We start from the raw sequence: 22369 nt of genomic DNA on the forward strand, positions 1-22369 counted from the left end.
CCCGACCCGAGCATCTGCTCGTTGCGATCGACGACCTCGATCGTTGCCGACAGTTTGTGGGGATCGACCCCGATAATGACCTGTTCCATACTCGGCTCCCGCTTCTACTCGCCTTGATCTGACGGCGAGGTGGGCATCGCTACTACGAGCAGGGCAGTCCCCTCTTGAGCCACGCCTCGTCACGGAGCTCGGCAGGCCGCAGACCGGAAAGAGAGCCACACCAGCATCACCGGTGGGCAGCCCAGAAGAGAGCCGCCCGCCGAGCACCTAGACCGAGTCTGGCCAGACACCGGCCCTACGAGAATTCTCTAGTAGCCCAGAAGGACACAGGTCCCCAACGCGCTGGTCAGGCCATCCCAGAAAATGATATCGTCATGGCGATATCGGAGGTGGTCGGCGTGGAACAGATCTTGATCCGCAACCTGCCCGTCGGGACCAAGGCCGCGCTTCGCGCGCGTGCCGAGCAGCATCACCGGTCAGTCGAGGCAGAAGCACGCGAAATACTCGCCGACACCCTGCAAAGTGAGCCCGTCACGATCATCGACCTGTTGAGCACCCCCGAGGGCGCCGACATCGAGTTCGAGCCCGAACGCTTACCCCTGACCGCGCGAACCCCCGAGCTGTGAAGTACGTCCTGGACACCAACGTGGTGTCCGCGCTGAGAGTGCGAGGACGCAATCAGGGGGTCGAATCCTGGGCGGCGTCCATCCCCGTGGCCGACCAGTTCGTCACCGCAACGACCATCGCCGAGATCGAACGTGGAGTGATCGCCAAGGAGCGATCCGACATCAGGCAGGGGACGATCTTGCGCCGATGGTTCGACGAGCGCGTCCTGCCCACGTTCGCCGACCGCGTCCTGCCGTTCGATCTGTCGGCCGCGCGAATCCTCGCTGCCTACCGGATTCCCGAGCACGCACCGTTGGACGACGCCCTCATTGCCGCGGTCGCACAGTCTGCGGAGATGACGGTCGCGACGCGAAATATCAGGCACTTCGAACCCCTCGGTGTCCCATGCCTCGATCCGTGGCACCCGCCACGCCTTGACCCCCGGCAGCGACGACACGGTTGACGATCCGCGTCACTTCGCCGCGTTGAAACGCGCTGCTGTGACGAGATGTGCTGCGAGCCGGGGCATCACTCAGATACCAAGGATCGCGATCTTCGCTTCGACGAGCCTGCGAACGAGGTCATTGGGGAGGGTTTCGTCGATCGGGAAGTGAAGCGAGCCACTCGTGTGCTCGTACCCCGTGAGTGCCTCGCTCAGATCGGCAAGCACCCGACCGCTGTGCGGGAGATACGCAAGGTGGTTCTTGAACGCCGCGAACCCGGCGACTACCTGCCCGCTGACTCGGAACGCCGGCGCACCGTAGGAGATACCCTCCTCGGCGTCCGGGACGACGGTACGGATCGAGCGCCTTAAGGCTTCGAGCGTGCCGCGCTTGGGTTCCTCCAGCGCTGCCAGGTAGGCATCCACCTCGTCCACGGTCATAGCACACAGTCTCCTCTCCGTTTGCTGGATCCGTCATCATCTGGGCGGCCGACTGTGGAACGTCCTCCGTTCGGCGCAAGTGCTCGTTCGTAGGATTCCACAGGGCGCGTCCCTCCGGCGCGAGCCGGCGTCCGACGAAGCGCAGCTTCATGCCCGATGACAGTCAGATTGACGGACAGCGCGATTCGGTGGGCTCTACCCCGCGAAGGTTGCAAATGTCCAGAGGTTGCCGTCAGGATCAGCCACCGTGAAGTCACGCGATGGATAGTCGGTCTGGTCGGTGAGTTCATGCACGACCGTCGCATCGAGAGCGCGAGCGCGCGCCATGACCGCGTCAGGGTCGGCAGTGACGACGTGCAAAGAACTCGTACCCGACCGACACGGTGTGGGTCGCTCGCCGGTGCTCGAGAGCAGAACCCGTCCACCTTCGGGCCAGTCAAGTTGGCCGTGGTGGATCGAGTTCTCTCCCTCTCCAGGGATCAGCAGGTCCTCAGTGAACCCGAGAGCGAGCAGCCACGCGCGAAGCCGCGGGGCGTCATCACTGACGACACTCGCCCAGACACTTTGCTGGCGAACGCCGCTCAGTCGAATGGTCATGATCACCAGCGTAACGTCGCAGCCCCGCAATGGGGGCTGTCGACTCCGGCATCCAGGCGCACGGCGCCGGTGGCGGCGACACCGGCGAGTTGTGAGGCGCCGCGGTCGGCGGCGCCGAGGTCGAGGAGTACGAACACTGGTTGACCACGCGGCTGCTCGGAGACCCAGCCATCGCACGGGTCGGCTCCCGGATCACGATGACCACCATCAAGTAGCGACCCAACCCGCACGCCCGAGTCCACACTGAACCTCCTCGGCACTCACACCAACACCTTCCGATCCACGCCGGTCCAGCAAACCCCCTGTGGTGCAGTCAGTGGACGGTCTCATGGTTGTGGCACATCTCGACGAACTTGGCGATGCGCGCGGCCCGGGTCTCGGGCTTGTTCGCATCCTGGACGCGGTAGAGGATCGCATACCGGTTGGCACCCGTGAGTGTTTCGAAGAACGCCTTGGCCTTCAGGTCGGCCGCGAGTGCGGCGGCCAAGTCATCGGGGACGGTCGCGCTCTTCTGGCCGGCATAGGCCGCCGCCCACCGGCCGTCGGCCTTCGCCGCGTCGATCTGCGCCTGCCCGGCCGGTCGCATGCGACCGGCCTCGATCAGCGCCTCGGCCTTGTCCCGGTTGATCTGCGACCATTTGCTCCGCGGCCCGCGCAGGGTGAAGCGCTGCAACCAATAGGTCTGGTCATATCCCCGTTTCTGCCCGTCGATCCAGCCGTGGCAGAGGGCGACCCCGAGCGCCTCGGCGTAGCTGACCGTCTCCGCCGCGCCCACCTTCCCGATCTTGAGCCAGAAGCCGCGATACTCGGCGTGGTGCTCGGCGAACCATGCTTCGCAGTCCGGCACGGTGGCGAACGAGATCACCGGCTGACCAGCCAACTCCTCCGGCATCTCCTGGTCGGCCATAGGGCCATCCTTTCACCGCGCACGGACAGGAAGGCGGGTTGGCGGCGAGCAGGTGCGGCAGCTCATCACGCATGCTCATGGCACGCGGCTCAGTGAGCGGTTCGAGCCGATGCGCACAACGGTGACACACGATGAATTATGAACTCTCGGCGCGCTGTTCAGGTGCTCGATAGCGTCCAGGTGTCACAGGATCAGGGATTGACAGCTCAAGTTCGTGGAGCCAACCGGTGGCAGCGAGGTCGGTGAAGGTGGCGCGAGCGGCGGTGAGGTGGTCGACGGCGTCGGCGCTTCGGCCGAGCCGGGTCAGGTAGCAGCCGAGGACGGCTTGTGCGCGGGCCCGGTCGGGGGCGGCGCCGAGGCGGTCGAGGGCCTCGATGCCGGCGAGCAGGTCTCGCTCGATGTCGGCGGGGTCGGCGCTGGTGGCCGGGTCGGCGGCCTCGATGCTGCCGTGCAGTCGCAGCGCTTGCCCGGCCAGCAGGGGTGGCACCAGCCAGTCGTCGGTGGAGTCGACGTAGCTCAACAGCGCGCGGGCTCGGTCGAACTGGCCGGAGTCGACCATCGCGTCGACGGCCCACGGCAGCACGAGCGGCGTGTCCACCTCCATACCGTTGAGCCGCACCGACAGCTCGGCGGCGACGAGCGCGTGCTGCGTCGCTGCCGACAGGTCGCCGGTCAGCCGGGCGTTCAGGTGCTGCAGCAGCCTGCCCCACACACCCGCTTCCGTGTCGGCGAGGCCGTCGTCGACCGAACCCAGCGCCTGTCTGAACGGCTCGACGTCGACGTCCTGGGCGCGTGCCCGCGCGATGGCCGCCGTGCACGCCAGCACGATCGCGTCGCTGTGGAGGTAGCGCCGGCCCACGGCCGGAGCCAACACCCCCAGTTCGGCCGCCCGGTCCCAGTGGCCCATGATGGTGAGCGCCGCTCCGGCATGCTTGCGTGCTGAGCTCGCCACGGCGGAGTTGCCGTGGGACTGGGCAAGCTCGAGGGCCTCAGAGCTACACGCCAGTGAGACCTCCAAGTCGCGCGGGCAGTAGAGTTCCGCCTTGTTGGTCAGGGCGAGTGCCAGCGGTGTGCCCAGGCGGTGGGTGCGGCCCAGGTCGATCATCATCTCCATGATCCCGGCCGCGACCCGTTCGTGCCCCAACCCGGATTCTGCGACGTAGAGGCAGTTGAGCGCGAGGGCGATCTCGGCGGGATCAGCACTCTGCTCGGCATAGACCAGCGCCCTCTCGGCCCAGACGCGTTCGCCGACATCACCGCTATCACCCAGGTAGTTCGCCAGCTCACGCGCCAGGCGCAGGGCGGTGCGGGCGCTGAGTTCATCCATGGCCCCACCGGCCAGAAACGGCTGCAACAGCGCCCAACCCTGAGCCCGCCGCTCAGTCTCCCGGACCATCCGGGAGACCGTTGCGACCGCGCGGGCGCGGTCTTCGCGCGTGGCCCCGGTCATCGTGCCATCGGCGATGTCACCAGCCAGGCCCACCACCAGCTCGACGTCGGCCAGGGTCAGAGCGCAGTCGGCCGCAGCCAACCGCAACCCGATCAGCGCGATCGGGTCCGTCGTGATCTCGATGGCCTGCTGGTAGGCCGCCAGCGCCTGCGCCGGCGCACCCAGACCAGCCGCGCGGCGGGCACTGCGCTCGATCCAGTCGACCAGCCGGGCCTGCAGCTGGACACGACGAGGATCATCAATAGATGTCAGCCCCAACGCATCATGCAGATGTTGCGCGATGACCGCACCGACCTCACCGTCGGTCTCCGCCAGGGACTGCAGATACTCCACCACCCCCAGGTGCGCCTCGCATCGATCCCGACGCGACTGCGTCTGATATGCGACCGCCCGCACGACCGCCTGCACAAACGCGTACTGCCCGGTATCAGCAGCCAACCGGTCAGTGATCGTGGTCAGCAGGTCCCGCGCAATCAGCTCCCGCAACGTGACCACCAACTCGGCCTCACCACCCAGCCCGGCCCTCTCGGTCAGCGCTGCCAAACCTTTCATGGTGAACGTCTGGCCCAGCACCGAAGCAGTCGCCAACACCGATCGCTGCGCGGAGGTCAGCAGATCCAACCGGCTGGCAACCAACACCTGCAGGCTCGCTGGCGCCGTCATCGCCCGCAATCTTGCAGCGTCAACCCCCTCGGCGAGCCGCAATGCCCCGGGCGTACGAACCGGCCCGTCGACTGCCAGATGCTGGTCATACAACGACCGAACGGTCTCGATCGCGAACAACGGGTTACCCTCAGCCCGGGCCACCAGCTCATCACGCACATCGGCCGGTAACCCCTCCACCAGCAGATCCAACAACGCCCCCGTGTCCGTGGCCGACAGCGTCTCCAACCCGACCAGGTTCGCGCCATGCACCAGCGCCAACCCCGGACGCCGCGCCAACAGCTCCGGGCGAGCCAGCACCACCAACAACAACGGCACCCGCGCGGCGGTCGCCAGGTGCTCCACGAAGTCCAACAGCCCGTCATCGGCGTACTGCGCGTCATCGATCACCCACACCAGCTGTTTACCATCGGTCAGCGACAACCGTTCGAACCACATCAGCCACGCCCCGAACAGCTCCTGGCGACCGAACGCCGTCGTGTCACTGTCCAGCAATGCCGCCAACCGCGGGCCCAACCACGTCCGGTCGCCGGCGTCGGGGACGTAATGCTGCAACGCCACGTCCAGCCCCGCCCGCACCGCGGCCTCGTCATCGTCCTCAGCGACCGCGATCCTGCTACGGACCGCGGTACTCAACGCCGAGAACGCCACCCCGTCTCCGTAGGACAAGCACCGCCCCCAGTGCCAAAGCAACAGCTGCGGCAACCCGTCGATGTACTTGCGCAGCTCCCACCCCAACCGGGTCTTGCCCACCCCCGCAGCACCCGACACGATCACCAGCCGGGGCCGCCGCTCCTCCCCGGTCAGATGCAACAGATCCCGCAACGCCGCAGCCTCCCGGTGCCGCCCGACCAGCGGAGCCTGCACCCGGTCGCTACTCAGATCTCCCTCCAAAGCCCGCATCACCGCTCGCACCCCGAACAGCTGCAGCGGCTCAGCCTTGCCCTTCAGCTGATGCGCCCCCACATCGATGAAGTCGAACACCGACCCTGCCAGCGAGCGGGTCTGCTCATCCACCCACACCGACCCCGGATCCGCCTTTGCCTGCACCCGCGAGGCGGTATTCACCGCATCCCCGGCCACCATCCCCTGCTGCGTCGCACCAACCGTGACCGCCACCTGCCCCGTCACCACCCCCACCCGCATTGCCAACCCCGGCGCGCCCACCGACTCCCCGAAGCTCGCCACCGACTCCACCAGGTCCAACCCGGCCCGCACCGCCCGTTCGGCATCATCCTCATGCGAGGTGGGCACTCCCCATACCGCCATCACCGCGTCGCCGATGAACTTCTCGATCAGCCCTCCATAACGGGTCACGATCTCCCGCGCTGCGTCGAAGTAACGCGACAGCAGGTCCCGCACCTCCTCCGGGTCCCGCGACTCCGACAGCGCCGTGAACCCCACCAGATCCCCAAAAAGCACCGACGTCACCCGACGCTCGGCGGTCGGCGACACCACCCCAACATCCGGCACGCGCGAGTCAGTCGGCGATACCGAAGCACCCGGCACCGCAGCACCACACCCAGGACAGAACCGGGACCCGCCCGGAAGCTCCACCCTGCACACCGCGCACTCGCCGCCCCCGACAGCCACCGGCGTCCCACACAAACGGCAGAACCGGGCATCCTCCACCAGTTCCGCACCACAAGAGACACACGCCGGGGCCAACCCCATCGAGCTCACGCCAACACTCTAAACCCGACAGGACGGCAGTCGGAGGGAACTAGGATCTCCGGGTGAGCGCGAACCTTGTCACGAAAAACCTTGCCGGCGGCCACGCTCACCGCACCCTCTTCGAATCCCTGGACCTCACAGTTGCGCCCGGCGACGTGGTCGGTGTTGTCGGAGCCAACGGCGCCGGCAAGACCACTCTGCTGCGGATCCTCGCCGGCGACCTTGAACCGCTCGATGGCATGGTCTCCACGGCCCCCAGCAACGCCTTTGTGGGCTGGCTTCCCCAGGAGCACGAGCGGATCCGCGGCGAGACCGTGAGTCAGTTCGTGGCCCGCCGCACGGGCGCCGCCGCCGCGACGACTGCGATGGAGCAGGCGGCCGCTGCGCTCGGCGATGAACAACAGTCCCGGGCCGCTGATGACGCCTACGCAGACAGCTTCGACCACTGGATGGTCAGCGGAGCGCCGGACCTGGACGACCGGCTCCCGCCGATGCTCGCCGACCTGCGCCTCGACGTCGGACCGGACGCACTGATGACCTCGCTCTCCGGCGGGCAGGCCGCCCGGGCGGCGTTGGCCTCGCTGATGCTCAGCCGATTCGACGTGGTGATGCTCGACGAGCCCACGAACGATCTCGACCTCGCCGGGCTGGAACGGCTCGAAGGCTTCGTCCGCGCGCTCCGCTCCGGGGTCGTGCTGGTCTCCCACGACCGCGAGTTCCTCTCCCGCCTCGTGACGCGCGTCGTCGAGCTCGACCTGGCACAGAACCGCGTATCCGTCTACGACGGCGGCTACGACGCGTTCCTCGACGAACGGGCCATCGCGCGCCGACACGCCAGGGAGACCTACGAAGAGTTCGCCGCCAAGAAGGCCGACCTCGTAGGCCGTGCCCGCACCCAGCGGGAGTGGAGCTCCCAAGGTGTCCGCAACGCCATGAAGAAGGCACCGGACAACGACAAGATCCGGCGCAAGGCGCAGGGCGAGTCCTCCGAGAAGCAGGCCCAAAAGGTCCGCCAGATGGAGTCGCGGATCGCGCGCCTGGAGGAGGTCGAGGAGCCTCGCAAGGAGTGGGCCCTTCAGTTCACCATCGCCGGCGCCCCCCGATCCGGCTCCGTTGTCGCGACGCTCGACGAGGCCTCCGCGATCGTCGGCGGATTTACCTTGGGGCCGATCTCCCTCCAGGTGAGCGCGGGTGACCGGATTGGGATCACCGGTCCCAACGGCGCCGGCAAGACGACGCTTCTGCAGCTTCTCCTCGGACGGCTCGCGCCCGAGACGGGCAGAGTCAGCCTGGGCGCCTCGGTCGCGGTCGGCGAGATCGACCAGGCGCGCACCGGGCTGGCCGAAAACCTATCGCTGGGCGACGCTTTCGAGGCGGCGCTGCCGCAGCTGACTCCCGCTGACGCGCGGACGTTGCTGGCGAAGTTCGGGCTCAAGGCCGACCAGGTCAACAGCCTCGTCGGGCGGCTGTCACCCGGTGAGCGGACTCGCGCCGCGATGGCCCTGCTCCAGGCCCGCGGGGTCAATCTGCTCGTCCTGGACGAGCCCACCAACCACCTCGACCTGCCGGCGATCGAGCAGCTCGAAGAAGCCCTCGAGTCCTACGACGGGGCGCTGCTGCTCGTCTCGCACGATCGGCGGTTGCTGGACAACGTCCGGCTGGACCAGCGCTGGCACGTCCAGGACGGCCAGGTCACGACCGCTTGACCTCTGGCGCGGACCTTGACCGCGCAGAGCCCGTTCACCCGAGTCGGCTCACCAACAGTGCCCTTCACCACCTGGGCTCGCCGGCACGACATGGATGTGGGCGTTTGTAGGTGGCGTGCGGGCGTCCGCGGCTAGGCTCAGATGGCATGGAGGTCACCGAGTTCGTGCCCACACCCGAGCAGTACGCCTTCACCTTCGGCGGGGTGGCCCCGGTGCAGCGCGTCCGGCCCGGCGACGCTCTGCGTCTCTGGTCGGACGACGCGTTCTGCGGAGCGCTGCGCAGCGTGCGGGATCTGCCGTCGCAGCGGTTGACGATGCCGTACGTCAATCCGCAGACCGGGCCCTTCTTCGTGGAGGGGGCCGAGCCGGGCGACACCTTGGCCCTGCACCTGGTGTCACTGGAACCGGCGCGCGACTGGGGTGCCTCGGCACTGATCCCGTTCTTCGGAGGCCTGACCAGCACCGACCGGGTGGTGACGCTGCAACCACCGCTGCCGGAGACGACCTGGATCTACGAGCTGGACCGGGCCAAGTCGACCGTGACGTTCGTGGCGAACCGCAGCGACCACGTCATCGAGCTGCCCGTCGAGCCGATGCTCGGGACCATCGGGGTGGCGCCCGCGGGAGGAGAGGCCCACAGCTCACTGGTGCCGGAGCGGTTCGGCGGCAACATGGACGTCCCGCAGGTGCGCGCCGGTGCCACCGTCTACCTTGGGGTCAACGTCGAGGGCGCGTTGTTCTCACTCGGCGACGGCCATTACCGCCAGGGCGAGGGTGAGGCCTGCGGCACCGCCGTCGAGGGGGCGATGACGACGACCGTGCTGGTCGAGCTGATCAAGGGCGTGCCGACGCCGTGGCCGCGAGTCGAGGACGATGCCACCTGGATGTCGGTCGGATCCAGCCGCCCCATGGAGGACGCCTGGCGCATCGCAACGGGCGACATGATCACCTGGTTTGCCGACCTGTTCGGACTCGATCCGATCGACGCCTACCAGCTGCTCACCCAGATGGCGCGCGTGCCTGTGGCCAACGTCGTCGACACCAACTACAGCGTCGTCGTGCAGGCAGCCAAGTCGCTGCTGCCGCACGCGTCGGCCTACCACGGACTTCATCGCGAGCTGCGGCAGCGCGCCGCCTCACTCACAGCGGGCTGAAACCCGCAGACCAGGAGAACGGTATGGACCTGCAGCTGTCCGGCAAGCGCGTGCTCGTCACCGGCGGGACCCGGGGCATCGGCCGCGCGACCGTGTCCGCGTTCCTGGATGAGGGCGCGCACGTGGGATTCTGCGCCCGCACCCCGGATGACGTCGCCAGGACCGAGGCCGAGCTGAGCGCACGCGGGACCGTGCATGGCTGCGTCGTCGACGTCTCGGACGGCCAGGCCCTGACGACCTGGGTCGACGACTCCGCCCGGACCCTCGGTGGGCTGGACGTCGTCGTGGCCTGCGTCAGCGCGCTCGCCATCCCCGACACAGAGGAGAACTGGGAGGTTTCCCTGAACGTCGACCTGATGCATACGGTCCGACTGGTCAAGGCCGCGCTGCCCCACCTGAGACAGAGCCCGACGCCTGCGATCGTGGCCGTCTCGAGCGTGTCGGGCCGCGAGTCGGACTTCGCCTCCGGTCCCTACGGCACCGCCAAGACCGCGATCGTCGGATACATCCACGGGCTCGCGCTGCAGCTGGCCGATCAGGGGATCCGCGCCAACACGGTCTCACCCGGCAACACCTACTTCGAAGGTGGCGTCTGGGCCGACATCGAGCGTAGTGACCACACGCTGTTCGACACCGCAACGGCCCTGAACCCGACCGGACGGATGGGCCGCCCAGATGAGTCTGCGGTGGCGATCGTCTTCCTCGCCAGTCCACGCGCGTCGCGAATCAGCGGGACCAACCTGGTGGTCGACGGCGCTCTCACCCGCGGTATCCAGCTCTGACCCCTTGGCCGCCCGCCACCAGGACGACCGCCCCGCCGGCCTCGCGACCTGTGTCCGCTGGTCGTAGGCCCGCGCTCACCCGGGGTGCCGAAGCCGTGAACGACGGAACGTAGGCTCAGGGTGCCAGTCTGCTTCTGACCAGCCCGCCGAGGAGGCTTCGTGTCTCACCCACCGTCCCGCCTACGGACGATTCTGCCAAGTTCGGGCCTGACTGCCCTGGGCGCGACCGTCGCCGGCAGTGTGCTGAGCGGTCTCGCATCGGCCCCTGAGGGGATGAGCCGACTTTTCCGGCACCGCTTCCCCATGGTGGCCGTAACCGGGATGACGGGCGCCGGCAAGAGTCAGCTCGTGGACCGACTCACCCGCCGCACCTCTGGTGACGGCGTGGCCGACGTGGGTTCGGCCGTGATGGAACGCCGGTCCCGCCGCTCCGCCCGGCTGCGGGGCTTTCGCTTCCTGGTGGTGCCGGGCGACAACGCGGCGACGCGGCTCGGCGCGCTCGACGAGGTCTTTCACGACGAGCCCGTCGACGGGGTGATCCACGTGGTCGCCAACGGCTACGCCACCCCGCGGCGCACCGCAGGCACCACCGGCAAGGCGACCGCGACCCGCGAGGAACAGCTGGCCGCCGAGCTCGAGGACTGGGCGATCACGTCCCACCGAATCGCCTCGATGGCCGTACGCCGTGACAAGCCGATCTGGCTCGTCATCGCCGTGACCAAGACCGACCTCTACCCCCACGACGTCGACGAGGTGGTGCACTACTATTCGCCGGGCAGCGGCTCGCAGTTCGGCGACAAGGTCGACGCGCTGCGCGCCCTGGCGGGCGGAGCGAAACTCTCGGTCGACGTGCTTCCGGTGTCCAGCCAGGGCGGCGACCGCAAGGCGGCGATCTCGGCCAAGGATGCCGGCACCATGATCGATGCCCTCGCGGCCCGCCTTGCCCAGCTCAGCGGTCACGCCTGAGCGACACGCGGTCGTCTCAGCTCGACCGGCTAACGCTGCGGCCGGCGTCTGCGAAGACCCGCGCCCGTGATCCCGATGCCGATGAGGGCAACGATCGGGCCGATGACGGCCCACTTGGTGTTGCCCGACATGGAGCTGCCGCCGATGGCGCCGAGCCCCTGGAGCATCCAGATGACGCCGGCCAGGATCAGCGCCACGCCGACCACGACGAAGACGATCCGCCGCACGGTGCACCTCCATCCATGACCTACGAACAAGCCTAGCGGGAAACGAGATCGATGGCGCCGATCGCGGGTCCGTCGGCCGCTTTGACAGGTATTTCGCCTCGGGTGGCTAGGTAGCGGGACCGTTCGCGCCGACGGGTAGCGCCAATCGACGGCCCACAGCCAAGTCCTTAGGACTGGGCCTGATCGATGCGCGCCTGAGTCTTGCCACCGCGCCGCGACCTGGCGACACTTGAATACACACGTCCGCTGCCCGCGACGGACGGATGAGCCTCCCGGAAGGGGCATCCGATGTCCGATGCAACCATTCGCCTGCTGGTGGGGACGACCAAGGGCGCCTTCGTCCTCGACGGGTATGCCGATCGCGCCCGCTGGGAGGTGCGCGGACCGTTCTGCGACGGATGGCCGATCAACCACGTCATCGGCGACCGGGCAACCGGAGCGATGTGGGCCGGCGGCGGCGGCGACTGGTTCGGTGCCGGGGTGTGGCACTCGGGTGATGGCGGCCGGACCTGGAAGGTCACGAAGCTGACGACAGGTCAGCTGGACGAGTGGGCGGCGGGCGACCCCGAGTTCGCCGAGTCCATCGGCTGGACCGAGGCACCGACTCCGTTCGGCGCCGACTTCTCCCAGGTGTGGTCCCTGGGACGAGTCGGCGGCCGGCTCTACGCAGGGACGAAGCCGGCGACGCTGCTCGTCAGCGACGATGACGGGGTGACCTGGCAGGCCGTCAAGGGACTGACCGACCACCCGTCAGCATCCGAATGGGGCCCAGGCGCAGCAGGACTCGTCCTTCACACGATCGTCGCAGACCCGGAAGACCCCGAGAAGATGTGGATCGGGATCTCCGCCGCGGGAGTCTTCGTCACCGAGGACGGCGGGGTGACCTGGGAGCGGCGCAACGACCTCGCGGACCCCGCCGACGGTGAGGGCAACGCCCACCCCGCGGCCGCATCCGACGGGCATACCGGGTTCTGCGTGCACCACGTCGAGCGTGCCACCGGCGACGGCGCCCCGCTCTATCAGCAGAACCACCACGGGGTCTGGCGCTCGAACGACGATGGCCACAGCTGGCACAACATCACGGCGGGCCTGCCCTCGACGTTCGGCTTTGCCCTCTGGACCCACCCGCGCGACGGGCGGACGATCTGGACCGTTCCGCTCAACGGCGACTCCGACGGCCGGTACCCACCCGATGCGGCCGCCGCCGTCTGGCGTTCCCGGGACGGCGGTGCGTCGTGGGAGGCTCAACGGGCAGGGCTGCCGCAGAAGGCGTGCTTCTTCACCGTGCTCCGGCAGGGGATGAGCGGCGATCGGCTGGACCCTGCCGGCGTGTACTTCGGCACCAACACCGGCTCGGTCTTCGCCAGCCACGACGAGGGCGAGACCTGGGACGAGATCGCCCGGCACCTGCCTACCGTGCTGGCCGTCGAGGTCCTCGAGCCGGTCGGGTCGTCGGGTGCGGCCATAGGCTGAGCGCAATCGCTCGGGCGCACCAGAGCCGTCCGCACCGGACAGAGGGAGACTGCAGACCGTGACCACCTCGACCAATGGCAGCAAGGCCCCGACCATCAGCTTCACCGCCGAGGCGGAGGTCGTCGGCGAGACGACCCTGCTGCGGCTGCCCCAGGAGGCGAGCGCGCAGCTGCCATCCCGCGGGCAGGTGGCCGTGCAGGCTGCGGTCGATGGCCACCAGGTCGCGACCGTGCTGGAGCCGGACGGTCGGCGGGGACACTGGATCCGTGTCGACGATGCGTTGGCTCAGGTCGCCGAGGTGACCCCAGGCGACACGGTGCAGGTTGCCGTCGAGATCGCCGAAGGCTGGCCGGAGCCCGAGGTGCCCCCGGACCTGTCCGCCGCGCTCGACGAAGCCCCGGAGAAGATCCAGCACATCTGGGCGGACATCACCCCGATGGCCCGGTGGGAGTGGGTGCGCTGGGTCGGCGCGACGAAGAACGCCGACACGAGGCAGCGACGGGTCCAGGTCAGCATCGACAAGCTGGACCACGGCAAGCGTCGGCCGTGCTGCTTCGACCTCTCCTCGTGCACCGACCCCGACGTCTCCAAGAGCGGCAAGCTCGTCGAGCCGTCGTAGGTCGAGCACGTAGGTGTCAGGCGGGGGGTAAGGCGCTGGCGAGCCTCCAGTGGATGTCGGCGAGCGAGTCGACGGCGAGTGGCCCAGCCGCCTGCAGCTTCGGGTAGAGCTTTTTGGGCCACAGCGCCTGCACGCCACGAGTGGTGAAGGCGCCCCCGATCATCGGCCAGTCGGCATCCACAAAGCAGAGCACACCGTGGACCGGGAGGTCATCACCGAGCACGCGGCGAACCACGTCAACGTGCTTCAGTACCCCATCGACGAGTTTGGTGCGATCGCGGCTTCCGACAAGCAGGCGTTCGACACGTGGTCGAACGAGTCCGCCTTCGGTCCTGAGGTGCGGGCGGCCGCGGTACTTCTTGGCGTCGATCACGTAGATCCCGGTGGGGGTCACCGCCAGATGGTCGATGTTTGCCCGCCCTCCGGGGATCCGCCGGTCATGCAACAGCCTCAGTGTCTCCGAAGCGAGTTCATTGAGCCGGCTGCCGAGTTTCTCCTCGCCAACCGCGCCCCTGTCCCAGGCCTTGGTCGACTGCCGCTCATCGGAGACCGCGAGGATGAGGCCGCCCATTCTCGGGTGCTTGGCGCGGATTTGCCCTTCGCGCTTGGCCTTGCGGCGCTCGAACTCTCGCCGAGCTGACGCTCCGGGTGTGTCGGCCTCGACAACGCCCATGACGGTCGACTTGCCGGTTGGAGCCGCCCCGTGCATCGCGCACCGGACGGTCTTCGTGACTCGGTCGTAGATCCCCTCGGCCCTGACAGGAAGCGCAAGCCCGCAGACTCGGCACGTGCCGGCATAGCGAAGGCGCAGGTGCTTCTCGGCCGGTTCGAGTGCCACTCGCCCATCGTAAGTGCTGAACATCCCGGCTGCCGCGGTTCTCGGAAAGTGACCAACCCGCCGTCAGACGTTGGCGACCTCTCGATCGGCCGCGGCCGGTTCGTAGGCGAGATAACGCATTTGGGTCGCGATGTGGTCGGCGATGTGCTGGGCGTCGTGCCACACACCCCAGATGAAGCTGGACCCGCGCCGGGACAGCCAGGGCAGCCCCACGAAGTAGACACCCGGCTCGGACGACACACCGCGCCGGTGCTGCGGCCTGCCCTCATCGTCGAAGGCGTCGACCTGCAGCCAGCTGTAGTCGACCGCGAAGCCGGTGGCCCAGAGGATCGTGGTGACACCGGCATCCGCCAGGTCGAGCTCGAGAGTGGGGTCGGTGACGCAGCCCGGCAGCGGGCCGAGGACTCGGGCCTCCGGCTCCTCGGGCAGGTCCAGGCCAAGGCTTTCGACGTAGGCATCTGCCGCGTCGAGCAGCCCGAGGTAGTTGGCGTCGCCGCCGGCGATGTTGCCACGGAGATCCGGGGCAAAGCGCAGAGTGCCGGCCTCGAACGACGTGGTCCGGCCCACGAGGGTGATGCCATCGGCGGCGAGGTCACGGAAGTCGACGGTGCTGCCACCGTGCGCGCCACTGACCGCGATCGTGACGTGCTCCGCGCCCTGGGGCGGGGTCTCCAGGTCCCACAGTCCGAGAACGCCCAGCCACCAGACAAAGTCGCGCCCACGGTAGCTTCTCGGCGGTCGGTCGTGCGGCCCGACGGACAGGAAGACCTGTCGCCCCGACTGCTGCAGCTCGGCGGCGATCTGTGCCCCGGATGACCCGGCCCCGACGACGAGGACGTTGCCGTCCGGCAGCTGACCGGGATTACGGTAGGCGCTGGAGTGCATCTGCAGCAGGCCCGAGTCCGCCGGCACAATCGACGGGACGAGAGGCTGCTGGAAGGGACCGGTCGCCGCCACGACGAATCGTGCGTCGATGGTGCCCTCGGAGGTCTCTGCTCGGAAGCCGGGTGCGCCGACGCGTCGTCGCACCGAGGTCACCTCGACGCCGCACCGGACGGGCGCCTCGATCTTCTCGGCATACGCCTCGAAGTAGCCCACGACCTGGTCCTTCGACGCGAACCCGTCGGGGCCGACGTCGGAGAACTCCAGTCCGGGAAAGCGGTCGTGCCAGGCGGGTCCGTTCGCGACGAGCGAGTCCCACCGCTCGGAGCGCCATCTCTCGGCGATGCGGCGGCGCTCCAGGACGAGATGCGACACACCGGTGTTGCTCAGGTGCTCACTCGTGGCGATTCCGGCCTGACCGGCGCCGACGACGAGGACCTCGACCTCTTGGCTCGACATATCAACCTCTGTTCGCTGGGGCAGGGCGCCTTGCGCCGACGTGCGGCGCAGCCCTGCATCTCCCCTGATCCTCCCGGTCGGCGCTACGCCTGTCCAACAGATGTTTTTGGTCTTTTAGATCGGTTTCCCCGATGTATGCGTTGCGGGGGCTACCGCGTGTGGGCCACCAGGTTTCGACACGTCGGACTCACTTCGTTCGCCGTCGGCTCAACCAGCCGGGGGGGCTGGAACGGTTGCCTCAGGAGGTGCCGAGCTCGGCCTTGGCCAGCCGCACGAAGGCCCGCGCCCGCCGGGTCAGTCGGGCGCCCCGCATCCACGCGACCACAATCTCCAGCGCCTCGACGTCGTCGGTGAGCTCAAGAGCCAGTGCGCGGGCACCGTCATACGTCGTGTCGTGGACCGGTCGCTGGTTCAGCAGCGCGAACCCGTGCCCGTGGGCGACCAGCGCCCGGACGGTTTCGTAGGACGGGCTGCGGAAGCGCACCGCCGGCTGGACTCCGGCCGCGGCCATCATCGAGGTGAAGTAGTCGGCCGTATGCGGCATGTCCAGCAGGATCATCGGCTCGTCGGCGAGCTCGCGCAGGCCGACCCGCTTGCGTCGGAGCCAGCGTTGCATAGCGGGCACGATCACGTAAGGTGCCGCGGCACCGACGACGACGTGGTCCAGGTCCTCCTCGAGGTCGTACCCGTACATCACCGACAGCTCGCACCGCCCGTCGCGCAGACCCTGCTTGAGATGCGCGTGCTCCTCCTCAACCACGCTGACCCGCACGCCGGGATGCTTCTGCTCGTAGGCTGCCACCAGCCGGGGCAGCTGGAACGGCGCCAGGGTGGTGAACCACCCCACCGACAGGTCCCCGACCAGCGTGGCCCCGGCACTGCGCGCGGTCTCCTCCAGGTCGGCGGCGTGCGCCAGGAAGCTGCGCAGCTCGCGCAGGAAGTCCGAGCCCGCCGCAGTCAGCGTCAGGCCCCGGGCGTGGTGGCGCAGGAAGAGCTGGACGCCCAGCTCCTTCTCCAGCTGGCTGACGGCAGTGGAGATCGCCGACTGCGAGACCACCAGGTCCCGGGCCGCCGCCGTCATGCTGCCGCGTTCGGCCGCGGCTGCAAAGTAGCGCAGCTGGATCAGCGTGAAGGAGGGTCCGGGCACAGTCGCCATCATGCCCGACCGCGCCCGATCTGCGCATCAAGATCGTGCGGTCAGCGCACCGAGAAAGGCGGCCCGCAACCCCGCCGAGTTGTGCACTTACCGCCGAAAGGCGCAGCTACAGCTGCGCCTTTGGAGCGTAAGTGCACAACTGGTCAGCGGGCTCGGAGCTCGACACCCTCCGGGCCGCAGCCCGGAGGGTGTCGAACCCGGTGGGCAACCGTCAGTGCTGGCGACCGTTGATACCGAACGCCTTCGACATCGGGACGACACCGCCTGCGCTGTCACCGGCGTGGCCGATGTGGCCCAAGTGCCAGTTGTCCTCGATCGTCGTCAGCAACGAGTAGTGGTTGTACAGCGTGTGGTCCACCACGTGCTGCAACCCGTCGCGGACGACGATCGCGGGGATGAGACCGCCGCCGTAGGTGCCCCCCGGCCAGTCCGCGCTGATGCGCGGGTCGTGTGCCGGCACATACGGCGAGTCACAGCATCCGTCCGCGCTCTCCCAGCCACCGGTCTCCTCGTTGCCCGTGTAGTCGTTCTCGTCGGTCACGATGACAATGGCCGAGCGTTTCGTCCAGGACCGGGAGCTCATGATCGTGTTGACCGCGCCCTTCACAAACGTGTCGGCCTTCCGCTTCAGCGCGGCGTCATTGGCGTCGTCTTTGGTCGATCCGTAGGGGCAGGGAGTCTCCGAGTGACCGGCCACCGACTGGTACACCCCACCGTGCATGTCGTTGCACTGGTTGGGCGTGATCCAGACGAATTGCGGTGCGTGTCGGCTGTTGAGATCCTGCTCGAGAGCCGTGTAGTCCTTCACGTGAGCCATGCGGGCGGGGTCGTTCTTGATGTCGTCGAAGAGCACGAACGGGTTGTGCTTCTTCGCGTAGAGCTGGACCACTGTCCCGTCCGAGAGGGTGGGGCCGAATCGGGCGAGCTTGTCGGCCGGGAGCGTATCCAGGTAGGCATCCCAGCTGATGTGTTGGCGCTCCAGCTGGTCGACCAGGTTGGGCCGGTCCAGGTTGACGACGTTCTGGTCGTTGTCGTCCTGGAGGCCGAAGTTGTCGCCGGCAAGGGTCGCGACGTAGTTCGGCATCGACGGGTGCGTCACGCCGTAGTAGTGGTCCGCCATGGCGTACTTCTTGGCCAGGCTGGTCATGAACGGAGCGTTCGGATCGCCGATCACGCTGGACTGGGAGTGGTTCTCGAGCATGATCACGTAGACGTGATCCAGCGGCGCGGGACTGCTCCCCCGGTGATGGTTGCCGCCGCCGTGGGAGGGCGTGGCGGCCATCGCGGTGGTGCCGACGGCGACAAGGGAAGCCGCGCTCAGTGCGGCGATCGAGGCATTGCGGGACAAACGCATGGTGTACTCCTCCGGGTAAAACCGTTGAGACGATCTGTGACGGTCGGTGGTTAGCCGATGGGGTAGTGCCCATGTAGTGAACTGCTGACCCCTGTGCCCGTCAACCCCGCACCGCCCCTATCGGTCGATGCTCAGATCGTGCGCGACCTGCCTGGCTGCCCCGGGCGATCGTAGTCGGCCCGCCGCCAGTGCCCCGACGAGGGCGATGGCAACCATCGCCAGGTCGAGGGTGACGAATGCCGTGGTGAAGCCGAGCGATCCCGCGGTTGCGGCTGCTATCAGGACACCGCCCACCCCGGTGGTCACGGCGCTGGAGGTCACGTCGGCCAGCTGCAGCGATGCGGAGTCGGCGCCCCGATCGACGTCATTGGTGTAGCGCAGCAGCAGCACGCTGAGGGTCGCCATCGTCATCCCGGCGCCGAGCCCCGCCAGCGCCCACGCCGGGTAGGCGAGGAGAGCTCCACCGCCGGTGGTCACGGAGACCGCGATACCCAGCACCCCCAGCGCAATCATCGAGTATCCGCAGCGGACCAGTCGGACCCGCCGCACCTGCTCGTCGCCGCGCACCTCCCGACCCTGCCACCAGGAGCCCACCGCCCAGGTCAGCCCCGAACAGGCCAGCGGCAACCCCGCCTGGGTGGCTCCGAACCCGTGCTGAATCGTCAGCGACAGCGGCACCATCGCCTCGGCCCCGAAGAAGGCGCCCGCCAGCAGCCCGCGCAGCGCAATGGTGGACGGCACGCCCCGCCGGGCGCGAACGGTGCCGGCCGGCAGCAGCCCCCGCAGCCCCCATACCAGCGCGACCAGACCGGGCACACCCACCCCGAGCCACAAGGGGGTCGGGTGCTGGCCGGCCTGCTCCAGGACCGCGATCCCGACCGCAACCGCCAGCGCCCGCACCACCCGACGGGGCCCGACCCCGTCACCGCGCCGCCCCATGGGTCGCCGCAACGATCGCAGCACGGGCAGCATCAGTGCCGAGCCCAGCAGGACCAGCGGCAGCAGTCCGAGGAAGACCCACCGCCACCCCACGTGCTCGGTGATCGCGCCCGAGAGCACCGGGCCCACCAGAGACGGCACGACCCACGCGGAAGCCAGTGCCGCAAACACCTTCGGCTGGGTTGCCTGCGGGTAACGCTCACCGATCACCACGTAGATGGCCGTGATCAGCAACCCGCCACCCAGGCCCTGGACCACTCGGCCCCCCACCAGCTGCAGCATCGTCGTGGCCGTGCCCGAGGTGAGCAGTCCTCCGATGAACGCCAGCATCCCCACCGCCAGTGGAGTGCGGGGCCCCCGCGTGTCGCTGAGCTGGCCGGACACGACCATCCCCAGGACATTGGCGACCAGGAACCCGGTGAACGCCCAGCCATACGCTCCCAGCCCGTGCAGATCCCGCGCGATCGTCGGCAATGCCGGAGCGACGGCCATCTCCTCGAACGCGATCAGCGTGATCAGGATCAGGATGCCTACGCTCGTCGAGCGCAACTGTCCGGCGAACAGACGCGGCGCAGACGTCTGCACCGCATCTGTCGTCACCCTCGTTCAACGGCGGGCGAGCCCGCCGCATTCCGGTCAGGCGGTGAGCTCGGAGCGCACCCGGTCGGCCGCCTGCACGACGTTCGACAGCGCGGCCTCCACCTCCTGCGGCGCACGGGTCTTCAGGCCGCAGTCCGGGTTGACCCACAGGCGGGCCGCCGGCACCGCCCGTAGCGCGAGCCGCAGCGAGGCCGCGACCTCGTCGACCGTCGGCACCCGCGGCGAGTGGATGTCATACACCCCCGGCCCGACCCCGGCGGCGAAGCCGATCTGCGTCAGGTCGTCCAGGACCTCCATCCGCGAGCGCGCCGCCTCGATCGACGTGACGTCCGCATCGAGGTCGGCGATCGCCTGGATGACCTCGCCGAACTCCGAGTAGCACAGGTGCGTGTGCACCTGGGTGTCGTCGGCGACACCACCGGTCGCCAGCCGGAACGCGCCGACGGCCCACTCGAGGTATGCCGCACGATCCGCGCTGCGGATCGGCAGCAGCTCGCGCAGGGCCGGCTCGTCGACCTGGATCACGCGGATCCCGGAGCTCTCCAGGTCCTGCGCCTCCTCGCGGATTGCGAGCGCGACCTGCTGGGCCGACTCCGCAAGCGGCTGGTCGTCGCGCACGAACGACCACGCGAGAATCGTCACGGGCCCGGTCAGCATGCCCTTGACCGGCTTGCTGGTCAGCGACTGCGCGTGCCGAATCCACTCGACGGTCATCGGCCGCGGGCGGCGCACCTCACCGAAGAGGATCGGCGGACGCACACAGCGCGAGCCGTAGGACTGCACCCAGCCGTACTGGGTAGCCACGAATCCTTCGAACTGCTCAGCGAAGTACTGCACCATGTCGTTGCGCTCCGGCTCGCCGTGCACCAGCACGTCGAGACCGAGCCGCTCCTGCAGCTCGATGACCTGCGCGATCTCCGACTTCATCCGCCGCGTGTACTCCCTAGCATCGATCTCGTTCTTGCGCAGCGCAACTCGCGCCCCACGGATCGCAGCGGTCTGCGGGTAGGAACCAATGGTCGTCGTCGGCAGCACCGGCAGACCGAGCACCTTGTCCTGCAGCTCGCGACGCTGTTCGTATGCCGATCGCCGGGCTCCGCGCTCGGCGGTGTCGGCCAGCCGGGCGCGCAGGTCGTCTTCGTGCAGTCGCGGGTCGCGGGACCGCGAGACGAGCGCCGCGCGGCATTCGTCCAGCGCGGCGCCTACGGCCTCCGCGCCGTGCCGTCGCGCGGTCGCCAGCGTCACGACCTCGCGCACCTTCTCGTGCCCGAACGCCAGCCAGCTGCGCAGCGCGTCATCCAGACCGGTCTCGTCGGCCAACGAGTAGGGCACGTGCAGCAGCGAGCAGGAGGTGGACACCGCGACCGAGCCGGCAAGGTCGTCGAGGCCGTCGAGCAGGGCCAGTGCCTTGTCGAGGTCGGTGCGCCAGACGTTGCGCCCGTTCACCACTCCCGCGACCAGCAGCTTGTCGCGCAGCACCTGGCTGCGGGTGTTCTCGTCCAGCTCATCGAGATTGCCTCGCACCAGGTCGATCCCGATCCCCTCCACACCCGTCGTGGCCAGCTCTTCCAGCGCGGGTCCAAGACTGCCGAAGTAGGAGGTGACCAGCAACGCCGGTCGGTGCTCCAGTCCGGCGAAGCGCCCGTAGGTGCGAGCGACCAGGGCGAGCTGGTCCGGGGTGAGGTCGCCGACCAGCGCCGGCTCGTCCAGCTGGACCCAGCCGGCACCGGCGTCCCGTAGCCGACCCAGGAGCTCGTCATACAGCGGCCAGATCTCCGCGATCCGCCCGATCGGGTCGGCGCCGCCGTCCACGGCCTTCGCCAGCAGCAGGAAGGTGATCGGGCCGATGATCACCGGGCGCGCCGGGATGCCCGCATCCAGCGACTCCTTCAGCTCGCCCAGCACCTTGCCGGCGTCGAGTCGGAAGTTGGTGTCCGGGCCGATCTCCGGGACGATGTAGTGGTAGTTGGTGTCGAACCACTTGGTCATCTCCAGCGGCGTGGTGTCGGCATCGCCGCGTGCCGCCGCGAAGTAGCGATCGAGGCCGTCCTCGAGGTGCGCGACCCGGGCCGGCAGCGCACCGAGCATGGCTGCGGTGTCGAGCATCTGGTCGTAGTAGGAGAAGGTGTTGACCGGCACGGAGTCCAGGCCGGCATCGACCAGGGCCCGTTGAACGTCCATCCGCAGACCCGCCGCGATGCGCTCCAGCCCGGCGCGGTCGACCCGTCCTGCCCAGTAGCCCTCAACCGCGCGCTTGAGCTCGCGCCGCGGCCCGATGCGGGCGGTGCCGGTGACGGTTGCGGTGAATGGCGCCCCTACCGACGCCGAGGTGACGGTGCTGCTCATTAGGATTTCCCCTTTGCCTACGTCGCGGATGGCCGGTCGCCATGCAGGCACGGGTGCTCAGGATCGAGACCGCGCGCCCAGCCCTCGA

19 protein-coding genes and 1 pseudogene are annotated in these 22369 nt (G+C 68.6%); 8 read left to right on the forward strand and 12 right to left on the reverse strand.

The window, feature by feature from the left end:
• The first annotated feature begins 374 nt into the window (after positions 1-374).
• Together FGL98_RS02565 and FGL98_RS02570 are read left to right on the forward strand one after the other, a co-directional pair.
• Entirely contained in the window at positions 375-626 is a 252-nt protein-coding gene (locus FGL98_RS02565) for a FitA-like ribbon-helix-helix domain-containing protein (protein ID WP_222431987.1), read from the forward strand.
• Positions 623-1069 (forward strand): type II toxin-antitoxin system VapC family toxin, encoded by a 447-nt coding sequence (locus tag FGL98_RS02570; RefSeq protein WP_146315110.1) that lies wholly within the window; start codon positions 623-625, stop codon positions 1067-1069. The genes FGL98_RS02565 and FGL98_RS02570 overlap by 4 nt, the downstream gene beginning before the upstream one ends.
• Positions 1070-1138: 69 nt before the next feature.
• On the opposite strand, the gene FGL98_RS02575 is transcribed toward FGL98_RS02570, so the two are convergent.
• The 5 genes and pseudogenes from FGL98_RS02575 to FGL98_RS27020 all read right to left on the reverse strand — a co-directional run.
• Positions 1139-1489, reverse strand: coding sequence for an iron chaperone (locus tag FGL98_RS02575; protein WP_146315111.1), 351 nt, complete (start codon positions 1487-1489; stop codon positions 1139-1141).
• Positions 1490-1684: 195 nt separating this feature from the next.
• Positions 1685-2086 (reverse strand): VOC family protein, encoded by a 402-nt coding sequence (locus FGL98_RS02580; protein ID WP_146315112.1) that lies wholly within the window; start codon positions 2084-2086, stop codon positions 1685-1687.
• A 313-nt stretch (positions 2087-2399) separates the two neighbouring features.
• On the reverse strand, positions 2400-2993 hold the full coding sequence (locus FGL98_RS02590) for a YdeI/OmpD-associated family protein (protein ID WP_146315113.1): 594 nt from the start codon (positions 2991-2993) through the stop codon (positions 2400-2402).
• Between the two features lie 136 nt (positions 2994-3129).
• On the reverse strand, positions 3130-6579 hold the full coding sequence (locus tag FGL98_RS02595) for an adenylate/guanylate cyclase domain-containing protein (protein WP_246136337.1): 3450 nt from the start codon (positions 6577-6579) through the stop codon (positions 3130-3132).
• Positions 6580-6633: 54 nt separating this feature from the next.
• Positions 6634-6780 (reverse strand): annotated as a pseudogene (locus tag FGL98_RS27020) (zinc-ribbon domain-containing protein); the annotation flags it as partial.
• 62 nt (positions 6781-6842) lie between these two features.
• Here FGL98_RS27020 and FGL98_RS02600 point away from each other — a divergent pair.
• The 4 genes from FGL98_RS02600 to FGL98_RS02615 all read left to right on the forward strand — a co-directional run bounded on the left by FGL98_RS02600 (position 6843) and on the right by FGL98_RS02615 (position 11388).
• Complete coding sequence (locus tag FGL98_RS02600) at positions 6843-8486, forward strand: ABC-F family ATP-binding cassette domain-containing protein (protein WP_146315115.1); 1644 nt, start codon at positions 6843-6845, stop codon at positions 8484-8486.
• Positions 8487-8632: 146 nt separating this feature from the next.
• Positions 8633-9640 carry an acetamidase/formamidase family protein gene (locus tag FGL98_RS02605; RefSeq protein WP_146315116.1) on the forward strand — a complete coding sequence of 336 codons (1008 nt, stop codon included), beginning with the start codon at positions 8633-8635 and terminating at the stop codon, positions 9638-9640.
• A gap of 23 nt (positions 9641-9663) precedes the next feature.
• Positions 9664-10422: an SDR family NAD(P)-dependent oxidoreductase gene (locus FGL98_RS02610; protein ID WP_146315117.1), complete on the forward strand. Its 759-nt coding sequence runs from the start codon at positions 9664-9666 to the stop codon at positions 10420-10422.
• 159 nt (positions 10423-10581) lie between these two features.
• Positions 10582-11388, forward strand: a complete 807-nt coding sequence (locus FGL98_RS02615) for a GTPase (RefSeq protein ID WP_246136338.1) — start codon at positions 10582-10584, stop codon at positions 11386-11388.
• Between the two features lie 29 nt (positions 11389-11417).
• Here the strand turns inward: FGL98_RS02615 and FGL98_RS02620 are convergent, their stop codons facing one another.
• On the reverse strand, positions 11418-11615 hold the full coding sequence (locus FGL98_RS02620; protein ID WP_146315118.1) for a hypothetical protein: 198 nt from the start codon (positions 11613-11615) through the stop codon (positions 11418-11420).
• 288 nt (positions 11616-11903) lie between these two features.
• Here FGL98_RS02620 and FGL98_RS02625 point away from each other — a divergent pair, with 288 nt between their 5' ends.
• Together FGL98_RS02625 and FGL98_RS02630 are read left to right on the forward strand one after the other, a co-directional pair.
• Entirely contained in the window at positions 11904-13088 is a 1185-nt protein-coding gene (locus FGL98_RS02625; RefSeq protein WP_146315119.1) for a beta propeller repeat protein, read from the forward strand.
• A gap of 58 nt (positions 13089-13146) precedes the next feature.
• Positions 13147-13707, forward strand: coding sequence for a YdeI/OmpD-associated family protein (locus FGL98_RS02630; protein ID WP_222431988.1), 561 nt, complete (start codon positions 13147-13149; stop codon positions 13705-13707).
• A 16-nt stretch (positions 13708-13723) separates the two neighbouring features.
• Here the strand turns inward: FGL98_RS02630 and FGL98_RS02635 are convergent, their stop codons facing one another.
• From FGL98_RS02635 to metE, 6 genes are all read right to left on the reverse strand, one after another.
• Complete coding sequence (locus FGL98_RS02635; RefSeq protein WP_246136339.1) at positions 13724-14545, reverse strand: nuclease-related domain-containing protein; 822 nt, start codon at positions 14543-14545, stop codon at positions 13724-13726.
• A 63-nt stretch (positions 14546-14608) separates the two neighbouring features.
• Positions 14609-15886 carry a flavin-containing monooxygenase gene (locus FGL98_RS02640; protein ID WP_146315121.1) on the reverse strand — a complete coding sequence of 426 codons (1278 nt, stop codon included), beginning with the start codon at positions 15884-15886 and terminating at the stop codon, positions 14609-14611.
• Positions 15887-16124: 238 nt separating this feature from the next.
• A complete protein-coding gene (locus tag FGL98_RS02645) occupies positions 16125-17033 on the reverse strand; it encodes a LysR family transcriptional regulator (RefSeq protein ID WP_222431989.1) in 909 nt (302 codons plus the stop codon).
• Positions 17034-17253: 220 nt separating this feature from the next.
• Positions 17254-18396 carry an alkaline phosphatase family protein gene (locus FGL98_RS02650; protein WP_146315123.1) on the reverse strand — a complete coding sequence of 381 codons (1143 nt, stop codon included), beginning with the start codon at positions 18394-18396 and terminating at the stop codon, positions 17254-17256.
• 117 nt (positions 18397-18513) lie between these two features.
• The gene (locus FGL98_RS02655) at positions 18514-19935 is read right to left on the reverse strand and encodes an MFS transporter (protein WP_222431990.1); all 1422 of its coding nucleotides are present in this window, start codon (positions 19933-19935) and stop codon (positions 18514-18516) included.
• Between the two features lie 36 nt (positions 19936-19971).
• Positions 19972-22281: a 5-methyltetrahydropteroyltriglutamate--homocysteine S-methyltransferase gene (gene metE / locus FGL98_RS02660; protein ID WP_146315124.1), complete on the reverse strand. Its 2310-nt coding sequence runs from the start codon at positions 22279-22281 to the stop codon at positions 19972-19974.
• Between the last annotated feature and the right edge of the window lie 88 nt (positions 22282-22369).

It is taken from the genome of Leekyejoonella antrihumi (assembly GCF_007845645.1).
Lineage (GTDB): Bacteria > Actinomycetota > Actinomycetes > Actinomycetales > Dermatophilaceae > Leekyejoonella > Leekyejoonella antrihumi.